26 protein-coding genes and 1 pseudogene are annotated in these 24,973 nt (G+C 59.9%); 4 read left to right on the top strand and 23 right to left on the bottom strand.

Translation table 11 applies throughout. From position 1 onward, the window contains the following. Positions 1 to 9: 9 nt before the first annotated feature. Genes MAIT1_RS02145 through MAIT1_RS02160 form a run of 4 tightly spaced genes read right to left on the bottom strand, consistent with a single transcriptional unit; the run spans position 10 to position 5,586 of the window. Positions 10 to 1,950 (bottom strand): prohead protease/major capsid protein fusion protein, encoded by a 1,941-nt coding sequence (locus MAIT1_RS02145; protein WP_085440370.1) that lies wholly within the window; start codon positions 1,948 to 1,950, stop codon positions 10 to 12. Then, positions 1,931 to 3,418 carry a phage portal protein gene (locus tag MAIT1_RS02150; protein ID WP_085440371.1) on the bottom strand — a complete coding sequence of 496 codons (1,488 nt, stop codon included), beginning with the start codon at positions 3,416 to 3,418 and terminating at the stop codon, positions 1,931 to 1,933. The genes MAIT1_RS02145 and MAIT1_RS02150 overlap by 20 nt, the downstream gene beginning before the upstream one ends. 9 nt (positions 3,419 to 3,427) lie before the next feature. After that, positions 3,428 to 3,631 (bottom strand): phage head-tail joining protein, encoded by a 204-nt coding sequence (locus MAIT1_RS02155; protein ID WP_085440372.1) that lies wholly within the window; start codon positions 3,629 to 3,631, stop codon positions 3,428 to 3,430. Next, positions 3,628 to 5,586, bottom strand: coding sequence for a phage terminase large subunit family protein (locus MAIT1_RS02160; RefSeq protein WP_143814607.1), 1,959 nt, complete (start codon positions 5,584 to 5,586; stop codon positions 3,628 to 3,630). The genes MAIT1_RS02155 and MAIT1_RS02160 overlap by 4 nt, the downstream gene beginning before the upstream one ends. A 100-nt stretch (positions 5,587 to 5,686) precedes the next feature. Between MAIT1_RS02160 and MAIT1_RS02165 the strand changes: the two genes are divergently transcribed. Both MAIT1_RS02165 and MAIT1_RS02170 read left to right on the top strand, forming a co-directional pair. After that, a complete protein-coding gene (locus MAIT1_RS02165) occupies positions 5,687 to 5,878 on the top strand; it encodes a hypothetical protein (protein ID WP_085440374.1) in 192 nt (63 codons plus the stop codon). A 17-nt stretch (positions 5,879 to 5,895) separates the two neighbouring features. Next, entirely contained in the window at positions 5,896 to 6,585 is a 690-nt protein-coding gene (locus MAIT1_RS02170; protein ID WP_085440375.1) for a DUF3489 domain-containing protein, read from the top strand. A gap of 63 nt (positions 6,586 to 6,648) precedes the next feature. Here the strand turns inward: MAIT1_RS02170 and MAIT1_RS02175 are convergent, their stop codons facing one another. Together MAIT1_RS02175 and MAIT1_RS02180 are read right to left on the bottom strand one after the other, a co-directional pair. Beyond that, entirely contained in the window at positions 6,649 to 6,924 is a 276-nt protein-coding gene (locus MAIT1_RS02175) for an HU family DNA-binding protein (RefSeq protein WP_085440376.1), read from the bottom strand. Between the two features lie 93 nt (positions 6,925 to 7,017). After that, positions 7,018 to 8,376 carry a DNA modification methylase gene (locus MAIT1_RS02180; RefSeq protein ID WP_085440377.1) on the bottom strand — a complete coding sequence of 453 codons (1,359 nt, stop codon included), beginning with the start codon at positions 8,374 to 8,376 and terminating at the stop codon, positions 7,018 to 7,020. Positions 8,377 to 8,488: 112 nt separating this feature from the next. Here MAIT1_RS02180 and MAIT1_RS22625 point away from each other — a divergent pair, with 112 nt between their 5' ends. Continuing rightward, on the top strand, positions 8,489 to 8,836 hold the full coding sequence (locus MAIT1_RS22625; protein ID WP_085440378.1) for a PilZ domain-containing protein: 348 nt from the start codon (positions 8,489 to 8,491) through the stop codon (positions 8,834 to 8,836). Here MAIT1_RS22625 and MAIT1_RS02190 read toward each other — a convergent pair. The 17 genes and pseudogenes from MAIT1_RS02190 to MAIT1_RS02265 all read right to left on the bottom strand — a co-directional run bounded on the left by MAIT1_RS02190 (position 8,817) and on the right by MAIT1_RS02265 (position 22,512). Beyond that, positions 8,817 to 9,371, bottom strand: coding sequence for a helix-turn-helix domain-containing protein (locus MAIT1_RS02190; RefSeq protein WP_085440379.1), 555 nt, complete (start codon positions 9,369 to 9,371; stop codon positions 8,817 to 8,819). The genes MAIT1_RS22625 and MAIT1_RS02190 overlap by 20 nt on opposite strands. Positions 9,372 to 9,570: 199 nt before the next feature. Next, positions 9,571 to 9,816, bottom strand: a complete 246-nt coding sequence (locus MAIT1_RS02195; protein ID WP_085440380.1) for a hypothetical protein — start codon at positions 9,814 to 9,816, stop codon at positions 9,571 to 9,573. After that, positions 9,813 to 10,208: a 3TM-type holin gene (locus MAIT1_RS02200; protein WP_085440381.1), complete on the bottom strand. Its 396-nt coding sequence runs from the start codon at positions 10,206 to 10,208 to the stop codon at positions 9,813 to 9,815. The genes MAIT1_RS02195 and MAIT1_RS02200 overlap by 4 nt, the downstream gene beginning before the upstream one ends. 97 nt (positions 10,209 to 10,305) lie before the next feature. Further along, positions 10,306 to 10,704, bottom strand: a complete 399-nt coding sequence (locus MAIT1_RS02205; RefSeq protein WP_085440382.1) for a D-Ala-D-Ala carboxypeptidase family metallohydrolase — start codon at positions 10,702 to 10,704, stop codon at positions 10,306 to 10,308. A gap of 249 nt (positions 10,705 to 10,953) precedes the next feature. After that, positions 10,954 to 11,349 (bottom strand): DUF6362 family protein, encoded by a 396-nt coding sequence (locus MAIT1_RS02210; protein ID WP_085440383.1) that lies wholly within the window; start codon positions 11,347 to 11,349, stop codon positions 10,954 to 10,956. A 1-nt stretch (position 11,350) separates the two neighbouring features. Beyond that, on the bottom strand, positions 11,351 to 11,785 hold the full coding sequence (locus MAIT1_RS02215) for a TSCPD domain-containing protein (RefSeq protein ID WP_085440384.1): 435 nt from the start codon (positions 11,783 to 11,785) through the stop codon (positions 11,351 to 11,353). Then, positions 11,778 to 12,281 (bottom strand): crossover junction endodeoxyribonuclease RuvC, encoded by a 504-nt coding sequence (locus tag MAIT1_RS02220; protein WP_085440385.1) that lies wholly within the window; start codon positions 12,279 to 12,281, stop codon positions 11,778 to 11,780. The genes MAIT1_RS02215 and MAIT1_RS02220 overlap by 8 nt, the downstream gene beginning before the upstream one ends. 420 nt (positions 12,282 to 12,701) lie before the next feature. Further along, complete coding sequence (locus tag MAIT1_RS02225; RefSeq protein ID WP_085440386.1) at positions 12,702 to 14,864, bottom strand: AAA family ATPase; 2,163 nt, start codon at positions 14,862 to 14,864, stop codon at positions 12,702 to 12,704. Continuing rightward, the gene (locus MAIT1_RS02230) at positions 14,861 to 15,631 is read right to left on the bottom strand and encodes a hypothetical protein (protein ID WP_085440387.1); all 771 of its coding nucleotides are present in this window, start codon (positions 15,629 to 15,631) and stop codon (positions 14,861 to 14,863) included. The genes MAIT1_RS02225 and MAIT1_RS02230 overlap by 4 nt, the downstream gene beginning before the upstream one ends. 10 nt (positions 15,632 to 15,641) lie before the next feature. Next, positions 15,642 to 15,947 (bottom strand): DUF6511 domain-containing protein, encoded by a 306-nt coding sequence (locus MAIT1_RS02235; RefSeq protein WP_241893399.1) that lies wholly within the window; start codon positions 15,945 to 15,947, stop codon positions 15,642 to 15,644. 127 nt (positions 15,948 to 16,074) lie between these two features. Continuing rightward, positions 16,075 to 17,694 (bottom strand): DEAD/DEAH box helicase, encoded by a 1,620-nt coding sequence (locus MAIT1_RS22560; RefSeq protein WP_414673627.1) that lies wholly within the window; start codon positions 17,692 to 17,694, stop codon positions 16,075 to 16,077. 162 nt (positions 17,695 to 17,856) lie between these two features. Continuing rightward, positions 17,857 to 18,717, bottom strand: a pseudogene (locus MAIT1_RS22565) (Hint domain-containing homing endonuclease); the annotation flags it as partial. Between the two features lie 89 nt (positions 18,718 to 18,806). Then, positions 18,807 to 19,463: a hypothetical protein gene (locus tag MAIT1_RS02245; protein ID WP_085440390.1), complete on the bottom strand. Its 657-nt coding sequence runs from the start codon at positions 19,461 to 19,463 to the stop codon at positions 18,807 to 18,809. A 5-nt stretch (positions 19,464 to 19,468) separates the two neighbouring features. After that, a complete protein-coding gene (locus MAIT1_RS02250) occupies positions 19,469 to 20,368 on the bottom strand; it encodes an ATP-binding protein (RefSeq protein ID WP_085440391.1) in 900 nt (299 codons plus the stop codon). Positions 20,369 to 20,406: 38 nt separating this feature from the next. Next, a complete protein-coding gene (locus MAIT1_RS02255; RefSeq protein WP_085440392.1) occupies positions 20,407 to 21,000 on the bottom strand; it encodes a hypothetical protein in 594 nt (197 codons plus the stop codon). A 339-nt stretch (positions 21,001 to 21,339) separates the two neighbouring features. Further along, positions 21,340 to 22,188, bottom strand: coding sequence for a hypothetical protein (locus MAIT1_RS22175; RefSeq protein ID WP_241893400.1), 849 nt, complete (start codon positions 22,186 to 22,188; stop codon positions 21,340 to 21,342). Positions 22,189 to 22,305: 117 nt separating this feature from the next. Further along, positions 22,306 to 22,512: a helix-turn-helix domain-containing protein gene (locus MAIT1_RS02265; protein ID WP_085440393.1), complete on the bottom strand. Its 207-nt coding sequence runs from the start codon at positions 22,510 to 22,512 to the stop codon at positions 22,306 to 22,308. 385 nt (positions 22,513 to 22,897) lie between these two features. On the opposite strand from MAIT1_RS02265, the gene MAIT1_RS02270 reads away from it, so the two are divergent. Next, positions 22,898 to 24,970, top strand: a complete 2,073-nt coding sequence (locus MAIT1_RS02270; protein WP_085440394.1) for a DNA topoisomerase III — start codon at positions 22,898 to 22,900, stop codon at positions 24,968 to 24,970. Positions 24,971 to 24,973 lie beyond the last annotated feature (3 nt).

Here is a 24,973-nt window from a genome sequence, read left to right on the forward strand (position 1 = left end):
GCTCTCTCCTTAAGCGCCCGCGTTCTTGTGGAAGCCGCGCCAATCGATGGCCTTGGCCCCGAAGTCCAGACGGGCCTTGATCTCCACTCCATCCACATCGAAGCCCACCCGGGTCTCGATGTAGACCCCGTTCTGGCCCTCCAGATAGGCGTATTCAATGGTGTCGATCTGATTGGGGTTGGCGACCAAGTACCAGGCGGTCTCGCTTACCGCATCCAGACGCGGCTCGGAGATCACCGACAACGTGCGCATGGATTGGGGCACCACATCCGCCGTCTTGGCCGGAACCAGGTTCTGCGCCAGCAGCTGCTCGGCGCTGGTCTCCAACGCCGCTGGGACCAACAGATAGTTGGGGCGGACATTGATCACCGTCTTGCCATCCAGACCCACCTGCTTGGCCATGTCAGTGCGCCCTTTGCCAATGGCGGCCACCGAGAGCGCGGCAGGCGTTCCAGCCAGGTTCTTGTGATCGGCGTGGAACAGCGCCTTGTTGTCCGCCATTTTGGGGTTAGCGGTGATGACGCTCCACACCACGTCGGACTCCAGATTGGCCGCCGCCACGCCAAACAGCTGCGGGATACGGGTGAAGGCGTCCAAATCATCGTTGATGAGCACCTGCCGGGAGATGGAGATGATTTTCCCGTAGGTCTCCACCCGGTAGGACTCCTGAGCCTCGCCCAAGGGGCCGCGCTTGTACTCGCCCGATTCGTTGACCTTCTCCAGGGCAGGCGCTTCTCCCAGCTGCACCCGGTGCATCGCCTTGAAGTCCGAAGCGGTCACCTGACGGCAAAAGGGATGGAAGGTGCGCGGCGCGCTGTCGTAGGCGTTGCGCAGAGTCTTGTTGGCCACATTGGCCAGGATCAGAGGGAAGTCGGAGCTGGTGGCCAGCGCCCGGGTGGCCACTTCATCCCTGGAGAGCCCCCGAGTGGAGCCGCCCTCGGCCTCCAGGAAAGAGCGCGCCATCTCCAGCAGGGTCATGCCCCGCCATTCACGGGCCGGTTCGCTCATCTCATGGGCAGTCGGGTCGAAGCGGTGCAACAGAGCGGTTTCCACCCCCAGTTTGCGGGTCTCCCGTTCGTCTTGCTGACCGGCCATGACCTGATGGTTGCGAATCTGCGTCTGCGCATCCCGGCTGGCCATGGCGTCGATCATCTGACTGCGCGCCTCATCCAGTTCCACTCCGCGCTGCACCAGATTATCAGCAAAGCTGCGCTCCAGCCCCAATTTGCTCTGGGCATCGTAGATGGAGCCAATGCGCTGCCGCTCAACAGCTACGGCCTCTTGAGCCAGGGCCTTGGGATCCAGTCCCGGATCCTGACGGGTTTTTTCCTCAGCGACCGGATCAGCCGCTGCCTCTTCTACTTCGGTTTCCATGTCGCCTCCAGATTCACGGATCAGTTCACAGGGTGTGTTCAGTGAGTCGCCAGAACGAAAGCCCGCCCCGGCATCTGCGCCCACCGGCACGGCGGAGAGCTCCATGGGCTCCCAATCCACCGCCCGCCAGATGGGGATCTCGCCTTCGGCCTCGGTGATCTCGTAACTGCGCACCGCATAGCCCACTGAGACGTTGCGGATGACGCCGGATTGGATATCCCGCCACAGCGGCTCAATCTCCTCACGCTCGGAGAAGCGCACCAGGGCGCGTCCTTCGGGACCATTGGATCCGTCATTGATCCAGGCCCGCTCCACCACGCCGATTACATCGCCCAGATTCCAGGCTCGGTGAGAGTCCAACAGCGGCGCGCCGCCATTGAGCCGGTTCAGATTTACATGGCGCGCATCCAGAGAGAGCTGCTCCTCATAGGGCTTGCCGCTGCGAGAATCCCGACGCCTGACAGCGGCCCCGGTGGACCAGACCAATTCGATGGTGCGCTTCTCCGCATCCACCGACTCCGGGGCAAAGGCCGCCGCACGGACCTGCATGGGCAGATCAACCGTCTGTTTGCTCATTCGTTTTCTCCGTGGGTTTGGCTTGGCCATTTCGGGTGGCTTTGCGCGGATCGGTATCCAGGGTGATGCCCAGATCGTCCAGCTCGCCGAAGGTGGCGGAAATCTCCGCCAGAACCTGGTTGGGGTCATAGCCCTGACGGGCGATGGCCTCCTTGAGACTCATGAATCCGGCCCGAACCGCCAACATCTCAGCCTGCACATCCTTCATGGGGTCCACCGCTTCAAAGCGGGGCGGCGTCCATTCGGCCTGGATTTCCCCAGGAGGCAGCAGACCCGCCGCCTGGGCGGTATCAACAAACGCCCGCCACACCGGCTGGCAGAGCATGGGGATCAGAACCTGCCGCTGGATCGCCTCGATGCGTCGGCGGAATTCGATGAGACCGGCGCGTATGGAGGAGTAGTTGACCTGGGAGAGATCCCCGGTGAGGAGCTCATAGGTCAACCCCACGGCGGCCGCTACCGCGTGCAGCTGCACCCGCATGTATTCCGAATAGCCTGCCGTGGCCGAAGGTTGGCCAAATTTGATGTCCTTGCCCGCGGGCAGATACTCCACCATGCCTGGCTCAAAGGACTCCACCCGGTGACCGGCGGCGTCCTTATCAGTCGGCCCCAGGGTTTCTCCGTCATCGCCATTGAGGACGAAGGCCACGAAGCAAGCCTCGATCTTCTTGCGCACCAGCTCGGCTTCGTCGTATTCGTCCAGATCCCGCATCTTGAGGATGGCGGGGGCAAACCAAGTCACCCCCCGAATCTGGCCCGGACGCAGCCGCTCGAACAGGTGCAGCACCTCATCGGCAGGAACGCGCACGCTCTGGGGCAAGCGCCCAGTGATCTGTTGAATGGAACCGGGGTGACGGTGATAGAGCCAATAGGCGGCCCTCCTGCCAGAGGCATCAAACTCGATGCCTTGCTGGATGAAGCCGCCACCGGGCAGATCCCGGTCTCGGCTGGCGTCTAGATGATCTGGCTCCAGCACCTGGATCTGTAGCGGTACCGGCAGACCATCGCGCATAGATCGGCGGCGGAAGCGGATCAGACACTCGCCGCTCTCCACCATGGCCCGGGCCGCCAGGGTTTGCAGACCCAGGAAGTCGGTCAGGCCATCGGCGTCGCATTCCGTATTAAAGCGGCTCCAGAGTTCATCGGCCTGTTCGGCCAAGCCCTCCTTTTTGGAGCGCGCTCGGGGAATGATGCCGCTACCCACCAAATTGCCAGCCAGAGCGGAGACCGCTTTGGCGGCGTAGGCGTTGTTGCGCGCCAGATCCCGGGCTCTTGCCCGAAGCCGGTTGGATGCCGGACCGATTTCGGCATTGGCGTCATTGCCTGCTGCAATCCACCCATCTGTGCGTCTGCCGCCCTTGGCGCCCTCATATCCCCTCCGAAGGATCTGCATGGCTGCCCGGGTGCGGACACGACGGTACGCCGCCTCCGGTGAAACAGCGCCCACCAGGCGATCAATCCAGTTCATGGTGTAGAATCAGCCTTTGGAGAAAGCGGCGTAGCTGTGGGACGGTCGGGAAGAGCCGCTGCTTGCCTGAACCTCCCGCTCAATGACGCGGATGCGGCGCAGTAGGTCTGCTTCAGAGCCGTACTCTACCAGCTTGCCGTCGTAGGAAACGCGCAGCGTTCCCGAGGCGTAGGCGCGTTTGAGGGCGTCCAGCTCTGTTTGCGTCCAAGTCATCGGTGCAACCATCCTCTTCGTCGGCCTTGCAGCCATTTGGATTTGGGCTGTTGAGATTGAGGCTGCGCATCAACGATCACGGGGGTCGGCTCCCCAGTGACAGAGATCTCCAACGGCTCCTCCAGCCTTCGCCAATGCTGCTCGCCGAACCGGTCAATGCCGTAGATTGAAGCCGCCGCCCGGGCGTATACCCGGCAGTCCAGCGCTTCGTTGCGCTTTCCTGGATCTTTCTCCCAGCTCGCCTTGGGGAAGCCCTTCACCATACGGGTGATGAGCCGCTCGGCGGTGAGCTGCTTGAAGTACTCCTCGTTGTATTGGGGAAAATGGCAGTAGCCCGGCGGATATACCTCGCCCGATGCAAGTTCCTCATCGGTTGGCCTGGGCAGCTTCAACCAGCGGTAGAGCTCGCCCTTGGCCACCGGCGTGCCGATGGACCAGACCTTCAGACCACGTTTTCGATGCCCTGCATCCGCCTTGGAGACCGACAGCAGCAGCGCCGTATCGCGATCCCGGCCTTTGATGGCCGCCACGGTGCGCGCCTGTCTCGCCACTGCTCCGGCGGGGCCCCAGGTTGCCTGAGGATGCTTCCGAACCCACGCATAGACATCCTGGGTGGCATAGCCCGAGTCCACGCACATCACCCGGATCGGCAGGCGCTGACCGGAGGGGTGTTTCCACTCCCGACCCAAAACCGATTGGAGTTGGCTCCAGACTTCAGGCCGCGCGGTGTCGCCATCGAGTACGAAGTAGTCGACCGACCAGGAGCGTTTTTCCCGGCCCCACGCCACCACCTCACACTCCAGGCGGTCTTTCTGGACATCGACGCCTGCGGTGAGGAATAGCCCGCCCTCCGGGACTTGGCCAATCCGGTAGGTCTCGCGCCGATCATAGAGGCGGCTCCAATCGGGCGCTTCAAACTCCTCCTCATAGGGCTCGCCCAGCACCGTGTTGACGAAGCCCTTCATCAGATCCGGGTTCTTCTGCGCCTGCTCGAACATCTCCACCGCATCAGCCCAGGAGAACCATCCCACCGGGGAGTAGAGGCTGTTGAGGTGGAACCCCACCGTTTGGCGGCTCTCCGCCTCGGCGGTAGCGACCCATTGGCCTTTCTCCAGCATCTGAGTCTTGTGATGCTCACCAATGAGCGCGTCGCAGTGCTCACACCGATAGCGCGCCGTATCCGGCTTGCCCGCATCCCAGGTCAGATTGCCGAACTCCAGCGGTTGGCGCTCGCCGCACTCCGGGCAGGGCACATGGAACTTGCGCTGGTCGCTGGCCAAGTACTCCCGCTCGATCCGGGACAGTCCCTTTCGATTGGGCGTGCTGACCAGAAAGATCTTGCGACGCTGGAACGTCGCTGAGCGGCGCTCCGCCAGTAGGATGGGATCGCCTTCGCCCTCCACATCCCCGGGATAGCCATCCACCTCATCCAGAAACAGATAACGCGCAGGCATGGAGCGCAGCCCCACCGCGCTGTTGGCGCCCGTGAGAATCAGCACCCCGCCAGGGAACTCCTTGCTGAGCACCGTGTTGCCGGAGTCCCGGCTGCGCGCCGGTTTGACCAGCTCCTTGAGCGCCTCGCTCTCCTCAATGAGCGGATCAATACGCTGTTTGGAGTTTCTCTTGGCCAGCTCCACCGTGGGAGAGACCGCCATCATGGGGCCTGGGGCCTGGTGAATCACATAGCCGATGAGGCAATTGCCTGCCTCCGTCCCTCCGATCTGTGCGCCTTTCATGAACACCACGCGCCGCACCGGCGACGCCGGTGACAGACAATCCATGATCTCCTTCAGGTAGGGCGTGCGGCTGGTGCGCCACTTTCCCGGCTCCGAGGAGGCGCGTTGCGAGAGGATGCGGTGCTTGTCCGACCACTGCGAGACCGTGAGCAGCGGATCGGGCTTGATTCCACCCCGCCATGCCCGGTCGATCGCCAGCGAACCATCAAATCCCGCCACATCGCTTATCTCGTTGGTTTTTCATCTGAATTTACTGGATGAGCGTTTCGATTGTATGGCTGTATGGTGTCACGCCAACAACGCATCCAGGAGATTGAAATTGAACGAGAATCCGACCACAGAGCAGCAGTTGGAAGCCTTCGCCAAAGAGTTGGCAGAACTGACCCGCAAGCACGGCGTCGCCCTGTGCGTCACCGGCGGGGTCATCATCGACTCGCCGGAGGCTTTTGCTGAACTCGAATACTTCACTGGGAATGACGGCGACCTGCTGCCCCGCATTGGCAACGAATAGATTTGAAGGAGACCATCATGAACAAAATGACCAGCCCCCAACTCACCGTACTCGTCAACGCCGCGCTGCGCGAAGATGGCGCGGTCCACCCCCTGCCCAGCCGTATGAAGGGCGGCGCAGCGATCAAGATCGTGAACGCCTTGGCCAAGCACGGTGTCATCACGCAGGAGGATGACGGACAATGGCGTCTCAACGCTGCTGGCTACGCGGCCATCGGCGAAACGCCGCCAGAGCGGCTCCTGCCTCAGACTCAAGCTGAAGAGCCCGCAGAGCCGCAAACGGACAGCTCTCCGCCTGCGCCGGATGCGCTCTTCGAGGAGATCGCCTCCAAACACCTGGATATCGATACGCTGGAGACGCGCCACTCCGATGGGCTCGACTTTCATGAGACCAGCGTCTGGGCCATCAAGAGCGCGCTGGAGGCTGCCTATCAAGCGGGAATGTCCGCCGCCAAACAGCGCAGCGGAAAGCACGGACTGCGCTCTGACTCCAAGCAAGCCAAGACGATTGAATTGATGAAACGCCCCGAGGGTGCCACCATTGAGCAGATCACCGAAGCGACGGGATGGTCGGCCAACACAATTAGGGGCTTCATCTCCGGAGCCCTGCGCAAGCGCCTGGGACTCAACGTCACCAGCGAGAGGACCTTCTACGTTGGTCCCAACGCCAAGGGCGGCTACGCCACCTACCGCATCATCGAGGAGTAATCACATCCGACAGGGAGTGCGCCAACCCGGCCCAGGAGACCGGGTTGTGCTGCTATAGAACGATCAGCAGTTTACAGCATCCTTCAGCCCTTTACCCACTTTGAACTTCACCACTTTGGCCGCAGCGATCTTGATCTCTTCACCGGTCTTGGGATTCCGACCCGTTCGAGCGGCGCGCTCGCTGATGGAGAACGAACCAAATCCCGGAACGGCCACCGAGTCGCCACCCTTCAGCGCAGCGGTCATCGCTTCAAAGGTCGCCTTCAACGCCTTGTCAGCTTCGACCTGGGTCAAGCCAGTGGAGTCGGCAACGGCTTTTTTCAGTTCGGTCAGATTCATCGTTCTCTTCCTGAGGCTAAGGGTGGTCAACAATGACATAGGCAACGGAGGCACTCTACGTCTCATCAGCACCTTGAGGGAACCCTCGTTGCATTAGTCGTCCATCACAACCCCACGCTCGGCCGCCACTTCCTCAAAACTCTTCCCGCCGGAGCCATCCAGATAGGCGATCTTGCCGGTCGCCTGAATGAAGCGTTTCACCGCCACGTCCACATAGACCGGCGAGATCTCCATGGCGAATACGCGCCGTCCCGTCATCTCCCCAGCCATGATCTGCGAGCCGCTGCCGCTGAACGGCTCGTAGCACAGGCCGCCCTTTTCCGCGTGCTGACGCATGGGGATGGCAAAGCAATCGAGAGGCTTCGGCGTCGGGTGGTCCGGACGCTCATCGCCGACCAGACCATGAATGTCCCAAACCGTGGAAAGATACTCCGCGCCATCAATCTTCGGCGGCATGTTGCCCTTGATCCAGCCCATGAGGCAGGGCTCGTGTTTCCACAGGTATTTGGAGCGGGTGAGGACGCCTTTCTCCTTATTCCAGATGATCTGCTGGTGCTGAAACGCGCCCACCTTCTCCCACACCGTCTCCAACATCGCCTGACGCTTGGAGGCGTGCCAGCAGTACCACGCGGCGTTGGGCTCGATGGCGTAGTCGATGGCGGCTTTGATGAATCCCTCGTAGAGTTCTGGGCCCTGGGAGGAGTCGTCCCAGGTCACGCCATAGCTGGCTGACCAATCCTTGTTGCCGTCCGTACCGCTGGTCTCGCCTTTGGCGACCTTGGCCTTGCGCGCGCTGTTCTGCGGATGGTTAGTGCCGTCGTAGTCGACCAAGTAGGGCGGATCGGTGGCGAATAGAATCGCGCGCTCACCGTTCATCAATCGAATCACATCATCGGCGTTGAGGCTGCTGCCACACAGAAGGCGGTGGTCGCCGAGAATCCACAGATCGCCGGGACGGGTGACCGGATTAGCGGGCGGCTCGGGGATGACATCGTTTTGGGCGACGGCGCCACCGGCGCCATCAGCGTCGTCCTCCAGGCTCTCCAGTAGATCTGAAAGCTGCTCCTCGGAAAAGCCGATGATGTCGATGTCATAATCGGCGTCCTGGAGTTCACCCAGTTCCAGGCTGAGCAGTTCATTATCCCATTCCGCCCAGTTGGCGGACTGATTGGCCAGCAGCCGGAACGCCTTGATCTGCATCTCGGTTAGATCGTCGGCCAGCGCCACCGGCACCGACTCGAGCCCCAGACGCTTCGCCGCCTTTAGGCGAAGGTGGCCATCGACCACCTGCCCATCGCTACGGGCCACCACCGGAATGCGGAAGCCGAACTCCTGAATGGCGGCGCACATGCGATCCACTATATCGTCGTTCTTGCGCGGATTGCGGGCATAGGGAATCAACCGCTCCAGAGGCCACTGCTCCAGCGTGAGGTCTTTAATTTGCACAACCATTCTTCTCTGTATTTTGTTAGACTGAGACTTTATCGACGAATGATCGGAGTGGTCTCATGCTTCGGAAACCTCTAATAGCCCCCCCCCCTCATCAGCAGACAAAGCTGAGGAAATTCGCTCGAAGGCTGAGAACAGGACTGCTCCCCGTATCCAATTTGCTACCCGCGTTCTTGTTCAGTTTGATGCTGTGAAGGGCGTCACCGGAAGCACGGTTGACGTGAGTGAATCTGGCGCATTCATTACTACTCAAATTCATCTGAAAGCCCTAAGCCCGGGCGACTTTGGCGTTCTGAAAATTCTACATATCGCTGATTGTGCTGAAATGCCCTGCGTGGTTGCGCGCGTCACTGAGACAGGGATCGGCGTCGAATTTGCCGATATCTGTCAAGCAGGACTGATTACCCAGCTAAAATCTACAAAATCCAGTCTTGTGGGAAGACTCAATCCAAAGTCAACTTAGCAATGGAGAGTTCTTCCAAATGCTCGCGCACATAGCGCTCCAGGCAGATGTGCATGGTGTGATCATCCACGTCCAACTCCGCCGCCATGCGCGAGGAGACCCGCGCAGGCCAGTTCTGCCAAGCATCCCGGCTCTGACGGGCCAACTGAAATACCTTGGCAAGGGTCTGCTCCCGGTCGATCAGGGAGCCCTTTTTCTCTTCCAACTCGATCTTGCGCAACTGCGCGCGCAGCACCATGTCCGCCGTCTTAGCCTGCATGAAGGTCATGCCGCCAGCGCCAGCACCCTGTCCGCTCTGCTGCAATGTCTCACGGACGCTGTTCACCGCTGCCGTCGGCGTCGGCTTCATGCCCTTGGGTTGGGCGCTACGCTGTTGGACGTCGTCGGTGTTGGCCGACCAGTTGGCCAGGACTTTATCCAGATCCCAGGAGCCGTCCGGTTCGCGGTGAATGCGACCCGCCTTTTCGGCCTTGCGCACCGCCGTCTCTGACACACCCAGGTGCTTGGCCAGACGCCGATTGCTCGGGACTTTCATCAGACCTCATTCACTGCGAACGCGAACCCGCGAACCAATAAAACGCCTCTGCCGCTAGCGAGCTCTCGGGCCATTGCGCGCGGCATCAGTTTTCGGCCAAAAAGGAACCACTTTTCAAACGCTTACAAACCACACCTCCAGACCAGAGAATGTTTTGCGGATTCATATGGTTACCGAGTTTCGGTGTTGAACTGAAGGTCTACGGCTTATTAATCCACGGCACCGCCATGAACGCCGCGATGAGCGCCAGCAGCGCCAGGATCTGACGGAAGAGTTTGTAGCCACCCACGAGGCGTTGCTCAGCAGCGTCCAAACGATCAAGGGTTGCTTCCATGCGGTCAAACTTCTGCTGACCGATAGCAAGGCGTTGGTTGATGTGCTTGAGCTCGTTGGCCAGGGTGGCCATCTCCGCCGAGTACGGGCACTCTTTCTCGCAGTTGCTCATTTTGCCCTCCCGGTGTGCTTCTCCCAGGTCCGCAGACCCGCCAAGCCCAGCATCGCCACCACCAACTCCTGCATGAAGTTCAGCGGCAGTTGCGGGCCGGGCTGACCCGTCACCCACTGGATGATGGGGTTGATCACGTAGGCGAAGGAGAGTCCAACGCCGCACACCCAGCCCAGAAACGGGCGCCAGCCCGCCACGAAGGTGGAGCGGTGCGCCGCCTCGATTTTGTTCAGTTCAACTTGCAATGCCGCCGGTTGCTGCGCCAGTCGGGTCAGCAGCGCCTGTTTGTCCAAGCGCTCTTCGTCGGAGGTGAACAGGCCGTCCAGAGCCTTGCCCACCGCCTCAATGGGCTGCGCTGCCGCGCCGCCAATGACCTTCTCCAGGATGCCCATCAGAGCACGCCCGTGATGAACAGCGGCATGATGGCGGCTACCACGATCATCAGCGAGCCGAACAACCCGACGATGATGTCCGCCCATTTGGGATCGTTCATTTCGGGTAGCTCCAGATGGTCGGGCGCGGTTGGTTGGCGGCGCGCGGCAGAGCATCAAGGTGAATAAACCGAGTGTGGTGCGGTCCGTGCTGCTTGATGCCAACGCCGGTCATTCCCGCTGCCTTGGCCAAGGCGATGAGGTCGTAGGCGTCTTGGCCGCTCACCAACACATCTACCGCCGCGCCAGACGCATGCGGACCGTTGAGCCCGGTGATGGAAATGGCGGCGTTATGCTCTGGGCAGCGATAGCCGGAGGTGACCGGCAGCGGTTTGCCGAAGGCGATGCGCAGGTCCTCAAGCATCGCCATGAAACCGACATCCATCTCCATACGGCCGCAACCGCAGTGGCAGGTCAGTTCAGCGACGGTGAAGTGCGGCCATTGGGTATCGGTCATTGGAATCGCTCAAAAAAATAGCCCACACCAGATTGATCCGGAGTGGGCTTTGAAAGGGGTACTTCTTGCCGTGGTTTGCCTACAGGTCAGCGTTAGGCGCGAATAATGTAACGTGCGTAACGCCAAAAAGAAAGGCGGCCAAGCGCCTTCACGCTACGACCGCCGATCTTAGGGTGAATCATAGCAAATTCTGTTCAGCGTGTTCAGTCACAAAGATGTTCGAACACGTTTTTTTTCATACGGTTTACTTCACGCTGTGCTTCTTTGCGCATTTAACCGCGTCGCCACTTGTAGCAGAGCAGCCATCCAACGCTGCCATGCGGTGGTCCTGCCCACCCCCAATTGCTGACCAATCAGTTTCCAGGGGACTCGACAGGCGCGTGACCAGACCAACTGCATGTCTCCACCGTCCAACCAGCGCAGCCACAACAGCGTCTGATCCATGCGGTCAATCGCCTCACCTGTAGGCGGGCCCAGCCTGACCCGTGGGCTATCGTGACCGTACGCCTCGTAAAACTCGTGCACCACGTCGGGCCAGGCGCTACGCACCGCCTGGGGGTTGTGATCCGGCAGCTGCTTGAGGGTATTGGCCGCTTCCTCCAAGCGCTCGGCCACCATCTTCGGCGTCCACTGTTGGTTGCTCATCTCACCCTCCCTTCAGCTTTGCTGACTCGTCCTCCTGAGCAATCCCGAGCCGCTGCATGTGCTGTTGCAGACAGTCGCCAATCTCAGCAACCAGGCTGGGCACATACCGCCCCTTGGCCCAATAGCCCCCCTTGGGATCGAATACGGACCGCAGCTCCTCGACCAGGAACACCGGACGGCCTTCGTGGCGGAAGATGGCGGAGATCACCCGGGTCAACGCCACCACCCAAGCGAAGTGCTCCATGCTCTTAGAGTTGACGAAGATCTCCATCAGCCGGGGAGCCCCGTCCACCATCGCGTGATTGATGGTGACGTAGACCGCATGCTCCGAGGTCGACGGTTTGAGCTTGTACGTGGCGCCCTCCAGGACATCGCCGCGTATGAACGGCGCCATGGCGCCATCGACGCCCGGCTCTATGCGCATCGCTTCACCCATGGCCCACCTCCTGGGCGATGACCCAATGCAGCAACGCGAGGGCATCGGCCTCGTTATCATCCGCCGGGGTATGCCCCAGCCGCTTCATAGCGTGGATCACCTGCGCCTTGGAGGCGTTGCCCTTGCCGGTGGCGTGCTTTTTTATCGTCCCCACCGGTACGCCCTGGTAGGGCACGCCGTTGGCCTCTGACCACGCGGTCAGGTGCGCCAGGAAGCCGCCGTAGACATGCCCGGCTGTGGTCCCGATGTGCCGACGAACCTCCTCGAACGCCACGCGCCCGACGCCGACAGCGCCATGGATCTCATCCAGCCACGCCTTGAAGCGCAGCCACTGCATGCCGCCTCCCTCAAACCGGCCCGGCTTGAACGACACCGTGCCGCTGGTGATGGTCCCATCAGGCTGAAGCACCGCCCAGCCCGTCTGCGATCCGAGATCCAACGCGAGAACTGCGTTGTTCCCATCCGCCCCTTGTTGGGGCACACTTTGAACAGCCATATCGATTCCTCCGCAAGAGCTTGATGTGGTCAGGACGGCGGCGGGCTCCGCCAAGAACTACGCCGCCGTCCGCTTCTTACTGCGCCCGACACGATGGGCTGCAGCGATCAAAATCTAATCATGATGGGGGTGGGCCTGTAGGCCACCCCATCTATATATTTATATATATGGAGGCCGGGAATCCGGGAACGGCCACTTTACCCCCTATTTACAATGCCTTAACCATCTTCCCGGAATGACCGGGAACGGAGCCGCCGGGAACGGGACTAAACCCACACTTTCACTTGCATTTACATACGCTTAACTAGCTTCCCGGAATCGCCGGGAACGAAAACGCCGGGAACGGCACTATTTGTTATATATCAACAAGATAAACGTTCCCGGCCCTCCGGGAAGCAAAACGCTCCGGGAACGAATGTTTCAGCCATTTACATTCTCCTCAGTAGGGCCTGAACCGAGCTGAAATTCCCCCACGCCGAGGGCAAATTCTCCACCGGGGACATCCAGCCATTTCTTCAGGCGACTGCCTGGGGCGATGCACTGGACAAGCCCGCCTGAGCTGAGCAAAGACTCGACGATTTCAGTGAGCCTATGCTTGGAGTAGTCCTGTAGATCCCCAGGCAGCTCCGAGCGCCGTTCAAACAACCCGCTGACTCCGGATTTCGTAAAGGGCTGGCCATTGGCGGCTGCTCTGCCCACCGCCGCGGCGAGGCTCTTTGACAGGTCTTCATTTCCTTCAACCCGCAGAGCCAAGTCGATGGATCGCTCTTGCAGCAGACCGATTGAGGGCTCCCGGACATAGGTGCGGATCGTTTTGTCCGTGGGCCAATTGCTCTTGACCACGGCCCCTTTGTAGACCGAATCACGCTGGTAACGGCGATTGAGCTTTTCACACACCTTCTCCGCCTCATCCGAGTCCGCCTCCCACAGCGCGTAGGACCAGCGCCCGCCATCAACCAAAGCCGTAGTGCCGCGTATCGCCTCGCGCGCCTCAGCGGCGGTGTGAATGGGCTTCATGCCGACCTTGCGGAAGTGGTGGGCCACCAGCGTCGTCGAGCCGGTTTCGGCAGCGAGACGGCCAAGCCCGGCAAAGAACATGGCTCCGGCGGCGGGGTCGCTATTGACGTCGCCTCCAGCAAAACTCTGTAGCGGGTCAATCACCACCAGGCGCAGATCCGGGATCTCCAACAGTTCGGCGCGCATCTCCTCGTAGGCGTCGGTGAGCACCGGCCCTTCACGGCCCATGGCGACCAGGGGTATCGCGCCGCCCGCATTGGGCAGCGGCACGACAATCAGGCGGCTTGGATCTGGCAGTGCCCCGACCAACCCGGCCAGACGACGGTGCACCTCATCGGCGTCATCCTCAGCGGTGAACATCACCGCCGTGCCAGGGACCGAGACCAGGGGACCTCCCAAAGCCTCCATAGGCATGGGCGAGCCCGACTCGACCTGGGCCACTTTGGCGCACAGATCCATCAGCAGCATGCTCTTACCTGCGCCGCCGATGGCGGCGACCATGCCGGGGATCCCAAGGGGCAATACGCCATCGATGAGCCAACGCCTCTCAGGGGCTGGGCCCAGGTAACGGTCAAAGGTCCAATCCCTGAGGCGGATTCGGCGCTTTGGTCCATCCGGGCCTGCGTACTGCGCATTCCGAAGAAAGCTCTGGATATCCATGCCCTCGGCCACCGCGTCGGCGGCATCCCATTTCTCTGGCTTATCCTCTGGCGGAATCAGAATCGAGATAGACTTGGCGCCAGCCGCTTTCATCGCTTTCGACGCCGATTGCGCATACTCCCAGCCGGGCTTGTCTCGATCCGGCCAGATGATGAGGCGTTTGCCGCGCAGAGGTGACCAATCGGTTTTCTCAACCGGCGCGTTGGAACCATGCATGGAGGTGGTGGCAGTAATGCCGATATCGACGAGCGCCTGCGCCGTTTTTTCTCCCTCAACCAACACAACATCATCCGCCTGGGCGATGCCGGGCAGGTTGTAGAGAGGGCGATGACTCGCTGGCGCTTGCCACTTGCCCGATTGCACATCCCAAGGACGGAACTGCTTCTTCTTGCCCGGCGGATCGTAGCGGTAGACGCACACCAGCAATTGCCCATCGGCGTCGAAGTAGTCCCACTTGCCGGTGTGCGGGCCCAGATCATCCATCGGTGGATCATTCTTCTGCCTGGGCGGGGTAGAAGAGGTGGCGACGCGCATGGGGTCTCCCAACCAAGCGCGCACCTCGTCCATTACATCGCCAAACCTGGCAACCGGGTCGATCCCGCGTGAGCGCGCCCACAGATCCAGAATGTCGCCGCCTTTGCCTTCAGCGTGGTCATACCAGACGCCTGCTTTCTCGCCAGAAAGCTCTACCTTCATGCTTTCACCAGGGGCGCCCGCCACATCGCCAATATGGAATTGACCATGGCGAACCTTTCCGGCGGGCATGAGATAGCGCAGCGCCTCTTCAACTCGGCCCAACAGCCGAGTCTTGATCTCCTCCTTCTCCTGGGCTCGATCGGTGATGCCGGGCAGCTCCGACTGCGGTTCCGCATCGTTGAAGTCCAGGTATGGATGTGAGCCAATCATCCCGCCAGCCCCCAGCAGCGATCAGCATAGCTGCACATACGGCACTGGAAGTGTGACTGCTCGCGCGTGATGCGCGGTAATAGCTCATGCGCCTCTGTGGCCTTGAGAATCCGCACCGCCTTGTCCGACATCTTCTGCGCCAGCGCAGAATCAAACGGGACCAACTCGTGATGAATCTCCGAGGTGTCCTTGTTGATGGCGGTGAACAGCGCCGGGTTAGCGGCGATGCCTGGGACCTCTGGCTCCATGTAGGCCTGATAGATCGCGATCTGCGCCGCATAGATCGGCTTGGAGAGCGCAACCCCGCGCTTGACCGTGTCTTTCCACGATTTGTCGTTGAGGGATTTGCACTCCCACAAAGCCGGGTAGGTCATGTCGACGCTCTTCGGCCCGGAGACAAGAATGCCGTCCACATGGCCCTGGATACGTCCGCCTGCGGCCTCGAAACCAAATTGCTCGCCGTTGGGGCGATTGCCCTTGGTGGTGAACAGTTCAAAGCCCGCCATGCGCAACCAGTTGATGGCCATATCCTCAAACAGGTGACCGGCGGCGAAGATGCGCAGTAGCTGACCATCAAAGTCCTTGCCTGGATCTTTGGGCGCATGGGCGTATTCAAACTGGAGCGCGCGCTCGCACTCCACGCCGAGGCGAGAGGCTCCCAAGTAGGAACGCGGCGTCTGTTGCCGATTCTCCTCCTCCAGAGCCACATTGATCAGGTGGTTTATGGCGGGGGCGATGCCCCCGGCTTGGTGATTGAAATCCATCATGGCCGCCTCCTCAGAACGGAATCTCTTTACTGTGCGGCCGCGCATTGGCCATGAAATCCTGGTAGGCGGTGATCACCACCTCCACCAATGCCAGCACTTCCTGTTTGCTGTAGTCCGCCAAAGGTCGATGCATGCCAATGCTCCCCACGTATTCGCCCAACATGGGCAGCGTGGCGGCCATGGCCGTTTTCTCCAATTCGGTGGCGTCCACCATGTCTGTCGCCTCCAGTATGAAATCCGCAGGCGTCGCCCTGACCGCGCCAAGCAGCCAGATCAGGACATGCCCGGGATGCTGTTTCAGAATTTTCCCAAACACGGCGCGCTCCTTCCGGCCCAGTGCCGAGAGGCTGATGCGCTGCGTGCGCAACCCAGGTGGCAGTGAGATCCACCCCCATACCGGGTCATGCCAGTTGCTGCGCCTGCGCGTCCACGCCGTTGCCATGTCACGCCGCCTCTGCCAATGAGCGTCGATCCGCCTCCAGAATCAGAGAGCGAATGGCGGTCTTGTTAAAGCGGAAGGTGAGTAGCGCCGACGCCTGATACCGCGTCAGCCCCATGTCCATCTGCATTTGCGGTGGCAGGTATTTGAGCTGCTTGTCCGTGGGCGGCTGACTCAGCCAGGATTTGGTCTTGTGCGCCGATTCGTCGGTCTCATTTTCGTTGAGCCAATCATCAGCAGCTGCCAGGCACACCGTGCGCTCGCCGATGGAGAGCAACCGCACCGGCTGCCCCTTGGCCCCGCCGACGGCGTGCCAATTACCATTGAGAAAGAAGATCCCGCCCCAGGCGGTAAAACCATTGGCCATCAGCGCAGCGTCATCGCCGAACAGATCCACCCAGCGGAAACTGGAGCGTTTGAGTAGATCCACCTCCGACATGATGAAGTCGGTAATCGCCTCCGGACCCTCTCCAGCATCCAGTTGTGGCTCCCAGTAGTAGCCGCACAACGGACACTCTCGGACCGCCAGGGGCACGATGGCCTGGCACTCGGGGCACTCCTTGGTGGGCGCTTGCCCCTGGATCTCCTTGTCATCGAGATTGACGTCCTGCTCCAGGGAACCATGCAGGATGGAGGAGATGCCGAAATCCAACACGATGCAGTCGGTCTTGAGCACCCCTGGGTGCTCATTGGGATCGATGGTGCGCAGCCCGCGCCCCACCATCTGGATCATGGTTGATTTGTAGGAACTGGGGCGCAGCAACACGACGCAGGAGATGGGTGGAAAGTCGTAGCCTTCCGTGAGCACCGCCACGTTGACCACCACCTGAGCGGAGCCCTTTTCAAAGCGGGCCAAGGTCGCCTTTCGCTCGGCCGAGGGAAGCTCTCCGTGAATCAACACCGCCTCCACATCAGCGGCGTTGAAGGCGTCGGTGACATTGCGCGCATGATCCACGGTGGAGCAGAACACCACCGTCTTTCTGGTTCCGGCTATCTCCTTCCAGTGTTTGATCACGGCCTCGGTCACCGGGGCCCTGTTCATTATGCGATCCACCTCCAACATGTCGAAGTCGTCCACTGTCTTGCGAACGCTCTTGAGCGCCTCCTGCGCGCCGACATCGATGACGAAGGTGCGGGGCTTGACCAAATTGCCCGCCTGGATCAGCTCACCCAGACGGACCTGGTCTGCGACATTGGAGAAGATTGGGCGAAGGCCCTTTTTATCTCCTCTGTTGGGGGTGGCTGTGACTCCGTAGATCCGGCAATCAGGATTGCGCTCCATGGCCGTATCGATGATGCGCCGATAGCTGTTAGCGGCAGCATGGTGCGCTTCGTCGATCACCAGCAGATCCAACTCAGGCATCGAATCCAGATTCTTCTGTCGCGCCAAGGTCGGGACCATGGCGAAGGTGGCGCGCCCGCGCCACGACTTGCCCCGAGCGTCCACCACAGAGGTGGAGAGCTTCGGATTGATCCGGGCGAACTTCAACACGTTCTGCCGGGTGAGTTCATCTCGATGCGCTAAAACGCAGGCTTTGCCACCGTCATTCTGGAGGATATTTCCGATGACGGCGGACAGCATGATGGTTTTGCCGCTGTTGTGGGTGACAGTAAAATCCCCCATCAGGTAGAGGTGATCGGCATCAACGGTGAAGCCGAAATACTCCCCACGCCCGACAGGATGGACGGTAAATCCGGTCCGGAGCGGACTCTTCTTCTGTTTACGAGGCCCAGGTTGGCGCCGAGCAACACGGATTGGAATCTCCGAGAAGTCACCACAGATCGCAAAGCGGTAATAGGTCTTCCCGTTGACTTTTTTGGGTTTTGGGAACGCCATCAGGCCCAGACTGCGCGCTATGAACGCCACATCCTCAGCGAGTTGGCGTGACGCTGTTGAGTACTCGATACAGTTCTTGACCAAATATCCATCAGTATCGATCAGACCGGCGAGGATGGCCGCCCGGGTATTCCTGGACCCGGTTTTGTAAGGCTGAGGAATGAATTTCTCATCTGCCCCACACCCTTGAACTCCAAGAGAATTCAGGATGATCTTGAGAGGATTCTCACGATTGCTTCCGGGATTGGAGAAGTGGTAGGCATTGGCCTCATTGCCGACGAGTTGATCTTCGCGCAGGCCAATCCCCAGCCGCTCCGCCATTTCATGGCAGTAGTTGACCACCTCGAAATCCATGGTGGTTATCGCCGGGGAGCCATACTTGAGGGAACCATCTCCTAGTAGCAGACCCAGGAAATATGGATCCAGTGGGAGTCTGGTTTGTTCGGGAAAATCGATGGCTACTCGATAGAGCTTGTGCAGGTGCTTGAAATGGGCGCTTCGACCCAGGTAGTCCGCGACACTCAAGTTGATGATACTACCTGCAGAAGGGCCCCATTGCCGCCGATTGTCATTGCGCTCATTGGTTCTGACCAATGACAAGACATGACCGGCGTTGACGGTGAATGACTCTCCTTTGAGGGGGCGGATTTCGAACATTTCATCCTGCCCTCGGTGCAATTCAAGAACTTGGCGCGGAAGGCTGTCCGGGCCCATGAGTCGGTCGCCAATCCGCACATCCTCTACAAATTTGATCGTGCCGTCGTACATGAGGATGGGCGTACCGGGAGCGTGGCACCCAGTGGGCGCCACACCAAGGGTGTTGCCATGCTCGTGGAGAGCGGTCACTGACCGCTCCACGAACTGTTGTTGACGAGGTCTGAGCAACATCTCTCACCCCCTCACTGCGCCCAACTGGGCGTTTGAGTGGGAGGTTGCGCAGGTTGCTGTTGGGGCGCGGTGGACTGCTGTTGCATAGCGGGCTGTTGCTCAGGCGCAGGCTGCTGCCAACCCTGATTGGCGGGAGGCGTCGCCGGAGCCGGGGCAACGCTGGCGTTGAACCCCTCATACTCCTTCCGATCCGGCGTAATGGCGAACTGGATGGTGTTTTTGTCTGAGCCGTCGCGCTGATCTTTCTCCACATCGATCTTGGCCAGGAATTCGATCCCATCCAGATCGGCAAATCCGTTGATGCGCCGCGCCTGCTGCGCGTTGGGCGAGTTGTCCTTGTCCTTCAAGCCACGGCTTGAGTTGAGGATGGCGCGCACAAAGGAACGCCCCATGTTGCCCCACTCAGGGCCCTTGGGGCTGAACAGCCCGATGCGGCTCCACACCTTCCGCTTGGCGTACTGCCCTGCGGTGATGACGAACTCGCAGTTCAGGTACACCGCGCCGGTTTCCGGATTCTGTTTGGCGTAGCCGCCGGTCCAACCCCGATTGGGATCGTCATATCCACCCGGTTTGACAGTCATGCGCACCGGCGCAATGGTCCCCTTGGGGATCAAGTCAAAACTCTGTTGGCTCTCTGCGTCGTTGAAGTCATTCCAATTGCCATTCATGATATTCAGGCTCCTGTGTCCATCTGCGTGGTAGCGGGGGCTCCGGCGGCGGGGGCGGCTTCGGTCACTTTCTCAGGGCGTTCGAAGCGCAGCCTTTCCGCCGCCGGTTTCACCGGCTGGTGAATCTTCTCCATGAGGCGGCCCAGGTGGGGCTCCTCAATCATCTCCAGTCGGCCACTGCGGTCCTTGGCGGGATACCCCCAGGGATTGAGCGTGTGGCAGACAAAGGCGCGATAGGCGTCTCCCTCTTCGGGTCGCACCTCCGCCATGGTGATCACCTGGTCGACAATGCCCGGCAGCTCAAGACCGGTTTTGGCCCCCTCAATCTGGGGGGCGAAGAAGCGCCGATTGAAATCGTCGGTCTTCTCGTCGAGGATCCCGACAAACCAGACGTTCTTGCCTCGCGTGTGCTGGAGATGGGTGATCCAGGCGATCATCTCCTGGCCATGCAGACCGTAGGCGCCACGGTTGTCGGGTTTACCGGTCTTCTCCGAGAAAGCCTGTGGCTGCCCCTTGCACCACTGAAAGCAGAGGCGACCCGCCACGGTGATGCTGTCGACGAAGATGGTGCGGTATTTGGCCAGCGCGGCGGGATCGCCATACTTCTGCACTACTTCGTCATAGTGGGCCTGGCTATAGGGCTGGTCCTCCCGCAGGGCGGGATTGGGACCGCCAATGAATACTGCAAAGTCGCGGCACTCCTTCCAGGTGCGGGGGCGGATGGTGTCGCCGGGCCATCCTTCGACGGCGAGGTCTCCCGCCTCCAGATCGAAGAACAGGGTGGTGGCCGCATCGACGGTGTGAAGCAATGAGGTCTTGCCGATGCCGGATTTGCCAAAGATCACGCCCTTGTCGCTCCTCGGCTCGGCCATGCGCTCATCGGCGCTGACAATTGGGATACCCATTCCATAACTCCTTTCAAAACGATTGCGTTGAAACCAGATCATGCTGCCGATTTCCGGCCCCTCTCCTCCTCTTTCCAGTTGGTGACGACGAACTTGCCAAACGGCCCCTTGCACGCTGGTCGGAAGTCGCCTAAGCCAACCCGCACCCCGGCGGCATCCACGATCTCTCTCAACAACCGGCTGCTGATGATCTCGTCATCCAGATTGGCGGTGAAGCTCAAGGACCAGTCGTTAAAACAAGGGCGATGCGCCAAAATCCGTCCGCCCGTCGAAGGAATCCGCACCGGGCGCGTATCGACCATCCAAGGGTCTTTACACTTGAGCGGCAGTTCAAACTCCTCAATAGCGAAGCAGGCCGGAATCAGAGAGGACTTCAGCGTGGTCACCTTGGACTTGCCATTCTTGAAAAAACTGCCGCCATCGATGATGCTGCGGAATAGGTTGGGCGCCGGGATCATCGGCTTTCCGGCCTGACCGATGTAGAGTTTGGCCTCTGCCGTTTCGCGGGGCGTGCCGCGATCACCCACGCTGCTAACCCGAGTGCCGTTGCTCGCCGCCATCTGCGCCGCTTCGTGGAACCGGTTGCAAAGCAACGGGCTGGTTCCGGTTATCGTGATTGAAAGGTGTTTCATGATGTTCTCCTTACTTCCTGGTTACGCCTTGCTGTTGGCGTAAGTTGAATAGATCTGCTGATTTTTGAACCTTTCTCTTCCTTGGATTGCAGAGCTGCTCCGAGCCCCGCACATCTTCAGATGAAACCCTTGCCAAGCTGTGCAGAGCCTTGCCAGGCAAAGCCTGGCAGCGCCTCGCCTCGCCGTTTGAAAACAAAGTTATTGATGAAATCCGTGCATTGCCTTGCCGAGCCACGCGCTGCCTCGCCGGGCTACGCCTTGCCTAGCCGTGCGATGCATCGCCATGCCTAGCCTCACCGCGGCGGGCATCGCCTCGCCCCGCCGTGACTTGTAACCGGCCTAAGCTGCCACATCCTCACAGCCCTTCAGCATCAACTTGAAACTGGGCTTTCCAGGCTTGATGGTCCGCGCATCATTGAATGCTTGCCTGATCTGACTGGGCCATGCGTTGAACTTCCGCTCAGAAACTCGATAACTGATCTCCACGAACTCCCGCGCATCTTCCCCGGAGCTCTTGATTCGCTCCACCACACCCTCCAGTTTTTTCTGATCCCACTGGGGACGCTTGGGCAGATCGGCAGTGATCTGTACATCGCCATCGGTGAGACGGACCACGCCGAAATCCCTCCCGCTCTCCTGGCGCAGTTGTTTGACCAGATCGCCGTACTTGCGAGCAATGGCGCCATCGAGAAACTCCTTGGCGCTTTTGGCGCGCTCCAGGGCGGCGTTGGCCTGTTGCTGAAGGTCCGCCAGCGCCGCGCCGTCCAGATTGGCGACGTCACCGAGGGGCATGGTTTGCAGTTGCTTGAGGGTGATGGTGGCGTTCATATCTTCTCTCCTGTCGTCTTCTGTTTTGGGCTGACGCTCCAGCGGCGGCAGCTTAAGATGGGTCAGAAATTCGTCTTCTATTCGCTGTGCAGCTTTGTCGATGTCGATCTGAAGCAGGTCGCAGAGGAATCCAAAGCCGCCGACCTCCATAGAACGCTCGCGGAAAAAGCGCTGAAGCCGATTGACTTCTTGGCGGAATGGCATCTCCTGCCAGAGCGCCGGTTTGCGCTGCGCCTGTTTGAGCAGCAGTCGGGCGTCCTTCATGGCCTGTCCCAGCACCGCCGCCCACAGATTCAATGCGCCATCCATCTCTCCCGTGTGGCTATATTGCGGTTGGTACAGAGTGATCTCTTTATTCACTACAACTCTCCTTGTATCACTCACCGTCACTCTGAGAACTCCACGGCTGAATTTGGCCGCAGGAGTCCCAGCCGAGCGCATAACCCTCGGTGAGGCGTTCTGGTTAAATGGGGTTGATCAGTGCGTCACATAGCGCGATTCGATAAACTCCTCCACATCGGTCAGACGATACATCACCTTCTTGCCCACCTTCACATACGGCAGAGGGTAACGCTTGGTGTGCCGCCAGTTGCCAAGAGTCGTGGGCTCAACGCCCAGGATCTTCGCCGCCTCTCGCGGCGTGATCAACTCGGGTTCAATCACTGTCTGCTGGTACGTCTTCATCGGCTGCCCTTTCGGCTTAAGTGTTGCTGTTGAAATTAACCGTACACGATCATTTATTTTAACTAAATACGGAATCTCGCGAGATTCCCAAAAGCAGGGTGTGAGATTCCATTGCACCTACAATCGAATCTGCAAACGTATGCTTCCAAATGGCTTTTTTGATTGCTTTGTAAACATAAAATCCCAAAAAAATGCAAAAAGGGAATCTCACACCCCCTCTGAGATTCCCTTGTGTATACAATGATCTGGCTGGCGATCTTTTATTTATTGCTTACTTTCAGTGTGTTGAATCCTGTTCCGCAAGACAGGATTTTGGCCTCGGGAAAAAAGGGAATCTCACTTTTTTAGGTGAGATTCCCTCTCATCTAGACGGTTTGGAGCTTCATTGATCCTCTATCTGTGCGAAAAGCCCTCACAGGGGCGCGATATCGGGCGCGTTCTCGGCGCCACCGCGCGTCGTGAAGGATACGTCGAAGGCTCTGGCGTGCGCGTGACGTGGTGCATTGGCCATCTTCTAGAAATGACAGAGCCCGACCGCTACAAACCGGAATGGAAGCAGTGGCGACTCGATACGCTCCCCATGACGCCGGATGTCTGGAAGCTGGAGCTCACCAAGCGCGGCGGCAAGCAGTTCAAGGTCATCAAGGAGTTGCTGAAGGGAGCTTCGGAGGTGGTGCTAGCCACTGACGCCGACCGGGAGGGTGAAACCATTGGTCGCGAGGTGCTGGAGCGCTGTCGCTATCGTGGAAAGGTCTCCAGGCTGTGGCTTTCGGCTCTGGATGACGCCAGCATCCGTAAGGCGCTCTCCGCGCTCCGGCCAGGGCAACAGACAGAGCCGCTGTATCAGGCAGGCTTGGGGCGAGCGCGCGCCGATTGGTTGGTCGGTATGAATCTAACCCGCGCCTACACCATTATTGGCCGCCAAGGAGGATACGGCGGTGTACTCAGTGTCGGACGCGTGCAAACGCCAACTCTCAAGCTCGTGGTGGATCGTGACCGGCAGATCGAGAATTTCAAGCCGGTGGACTACTTTGACGTCACCGTGCTGCACCGAGTCGCCAGCGGCGCGTTCAACGCGAAATGGATTCCACAAAAGCAGCATGCCGACGATGAAGGCCGTTGTCTGGATCGTGCTGTCGCCGAATCCGTCATTCAGAAGGTCCAGGGCCAGGTCGGGAAGGTCACCAAGGCAGAGACCAAGCGGGTTAAGGAACCCCCTCCTCAACCCCTTGAACTCTCCACACTCCAGCAGGAGGCCTCACGCCGTTGGAGCATGAGCGCCAAGAAGACACTGGAGGTCGCGCAGTCCCTGTACGAAAAGCGCAAGGCCGTCACCTACCCGCGCACCGATTGTCGCTTTCTGCCTACGGAGCAATTCAAGGATGCATCCAAAGTGCTACAGGCCATGGCGGCAAGCGACCCGTCAATTACGTCTTTGGTCCAAAACGCCAACCCCAAATTGCGCTCCAAAGCTTGGAACGACAAAAAGATCACCGCTCACCACGCCATCATCCCCACGGCCGCCAAGGTTAAGATTGAGAGCCTGAGCCGCGAGGAGTCGCTGCTCTACGATCTGATCCGGCGCCACTATCTGGCCCAGTTCTTCCCACCCTTTGAATACGACGCCACCATCATTGACACCTTGGTTTGTGAAGAAGCATTCCGCGCCACGGGACGGGTGGAGAAAGCGCCCGGCTGGAAACAGGCTCTGGGGCAACCGCAAAAAGAGGCGAAATCCACCGACAACGAGGACTCGCAGTCGCTGCCGTCTGTTCAGGTTGGTGAGGATGTTCGAATTGAGAAGGCGGAGTTGACCGCCAAGCAGACCAAGCCACCCAATCGCTACACAGAGGGCACGCTGATCCAGGCGATGAAATCGGTGGGCAAACTGGTTGAGGATCCGCGTTTACGCAAGATCCTGCGGGAGACCTCCGGCATCGGCACTGAAGCGACCCGGGCATCCATCATTGAGACGCTGCTTAAACGCCAGTTGCTCGCCAATGAGGGTAATAAACACCTCATCAGTTCGCCAGCTGCTCGCGCATTGGTAGACGCCCTGCCCCACAGCGTGACGGATCCGGCCACCACGGCGGTGTGGGAGCAGACGCTCGATGACATCGCCAACGGCAGCAGCTCCTTAGACGAGTTTCTGGGGAAGTCCGAACTCTGGCTCAACAAACTGATCGGCAATGTCAAAAAACGCCAGGAGATGGGGATCAATCCCTTTCACAATCTGCCCGAGTTAGCGATCGCCACCAGATCCCGGCGTCTGTCGTCACGCCGGGCCGCTAGCGCGGGCGCGCGCAGAGGGTCGCGCAAGGCGAATGCTGCTATGGTGGACCCTTCACGCGCTTGCACGCAGTGTGGAAGCGCCATGGTGCGCCGAAAGAGCAAACATGGCGAATTCTGGGGATGCTCTGCATATCCCAAATGCCGCCACACCATGCCCATTGCTTGACGC

It is taken from the genome of Magnetofaba australis IT-1 (genome assembly GCF_002109495.1).
Classification (GTDB): Bacteria; Pseudomonadota; Magnetococcia; order Magnetococcales; family Magnetococcaceae; genus Magnetofaba; species Magnetofaba australis.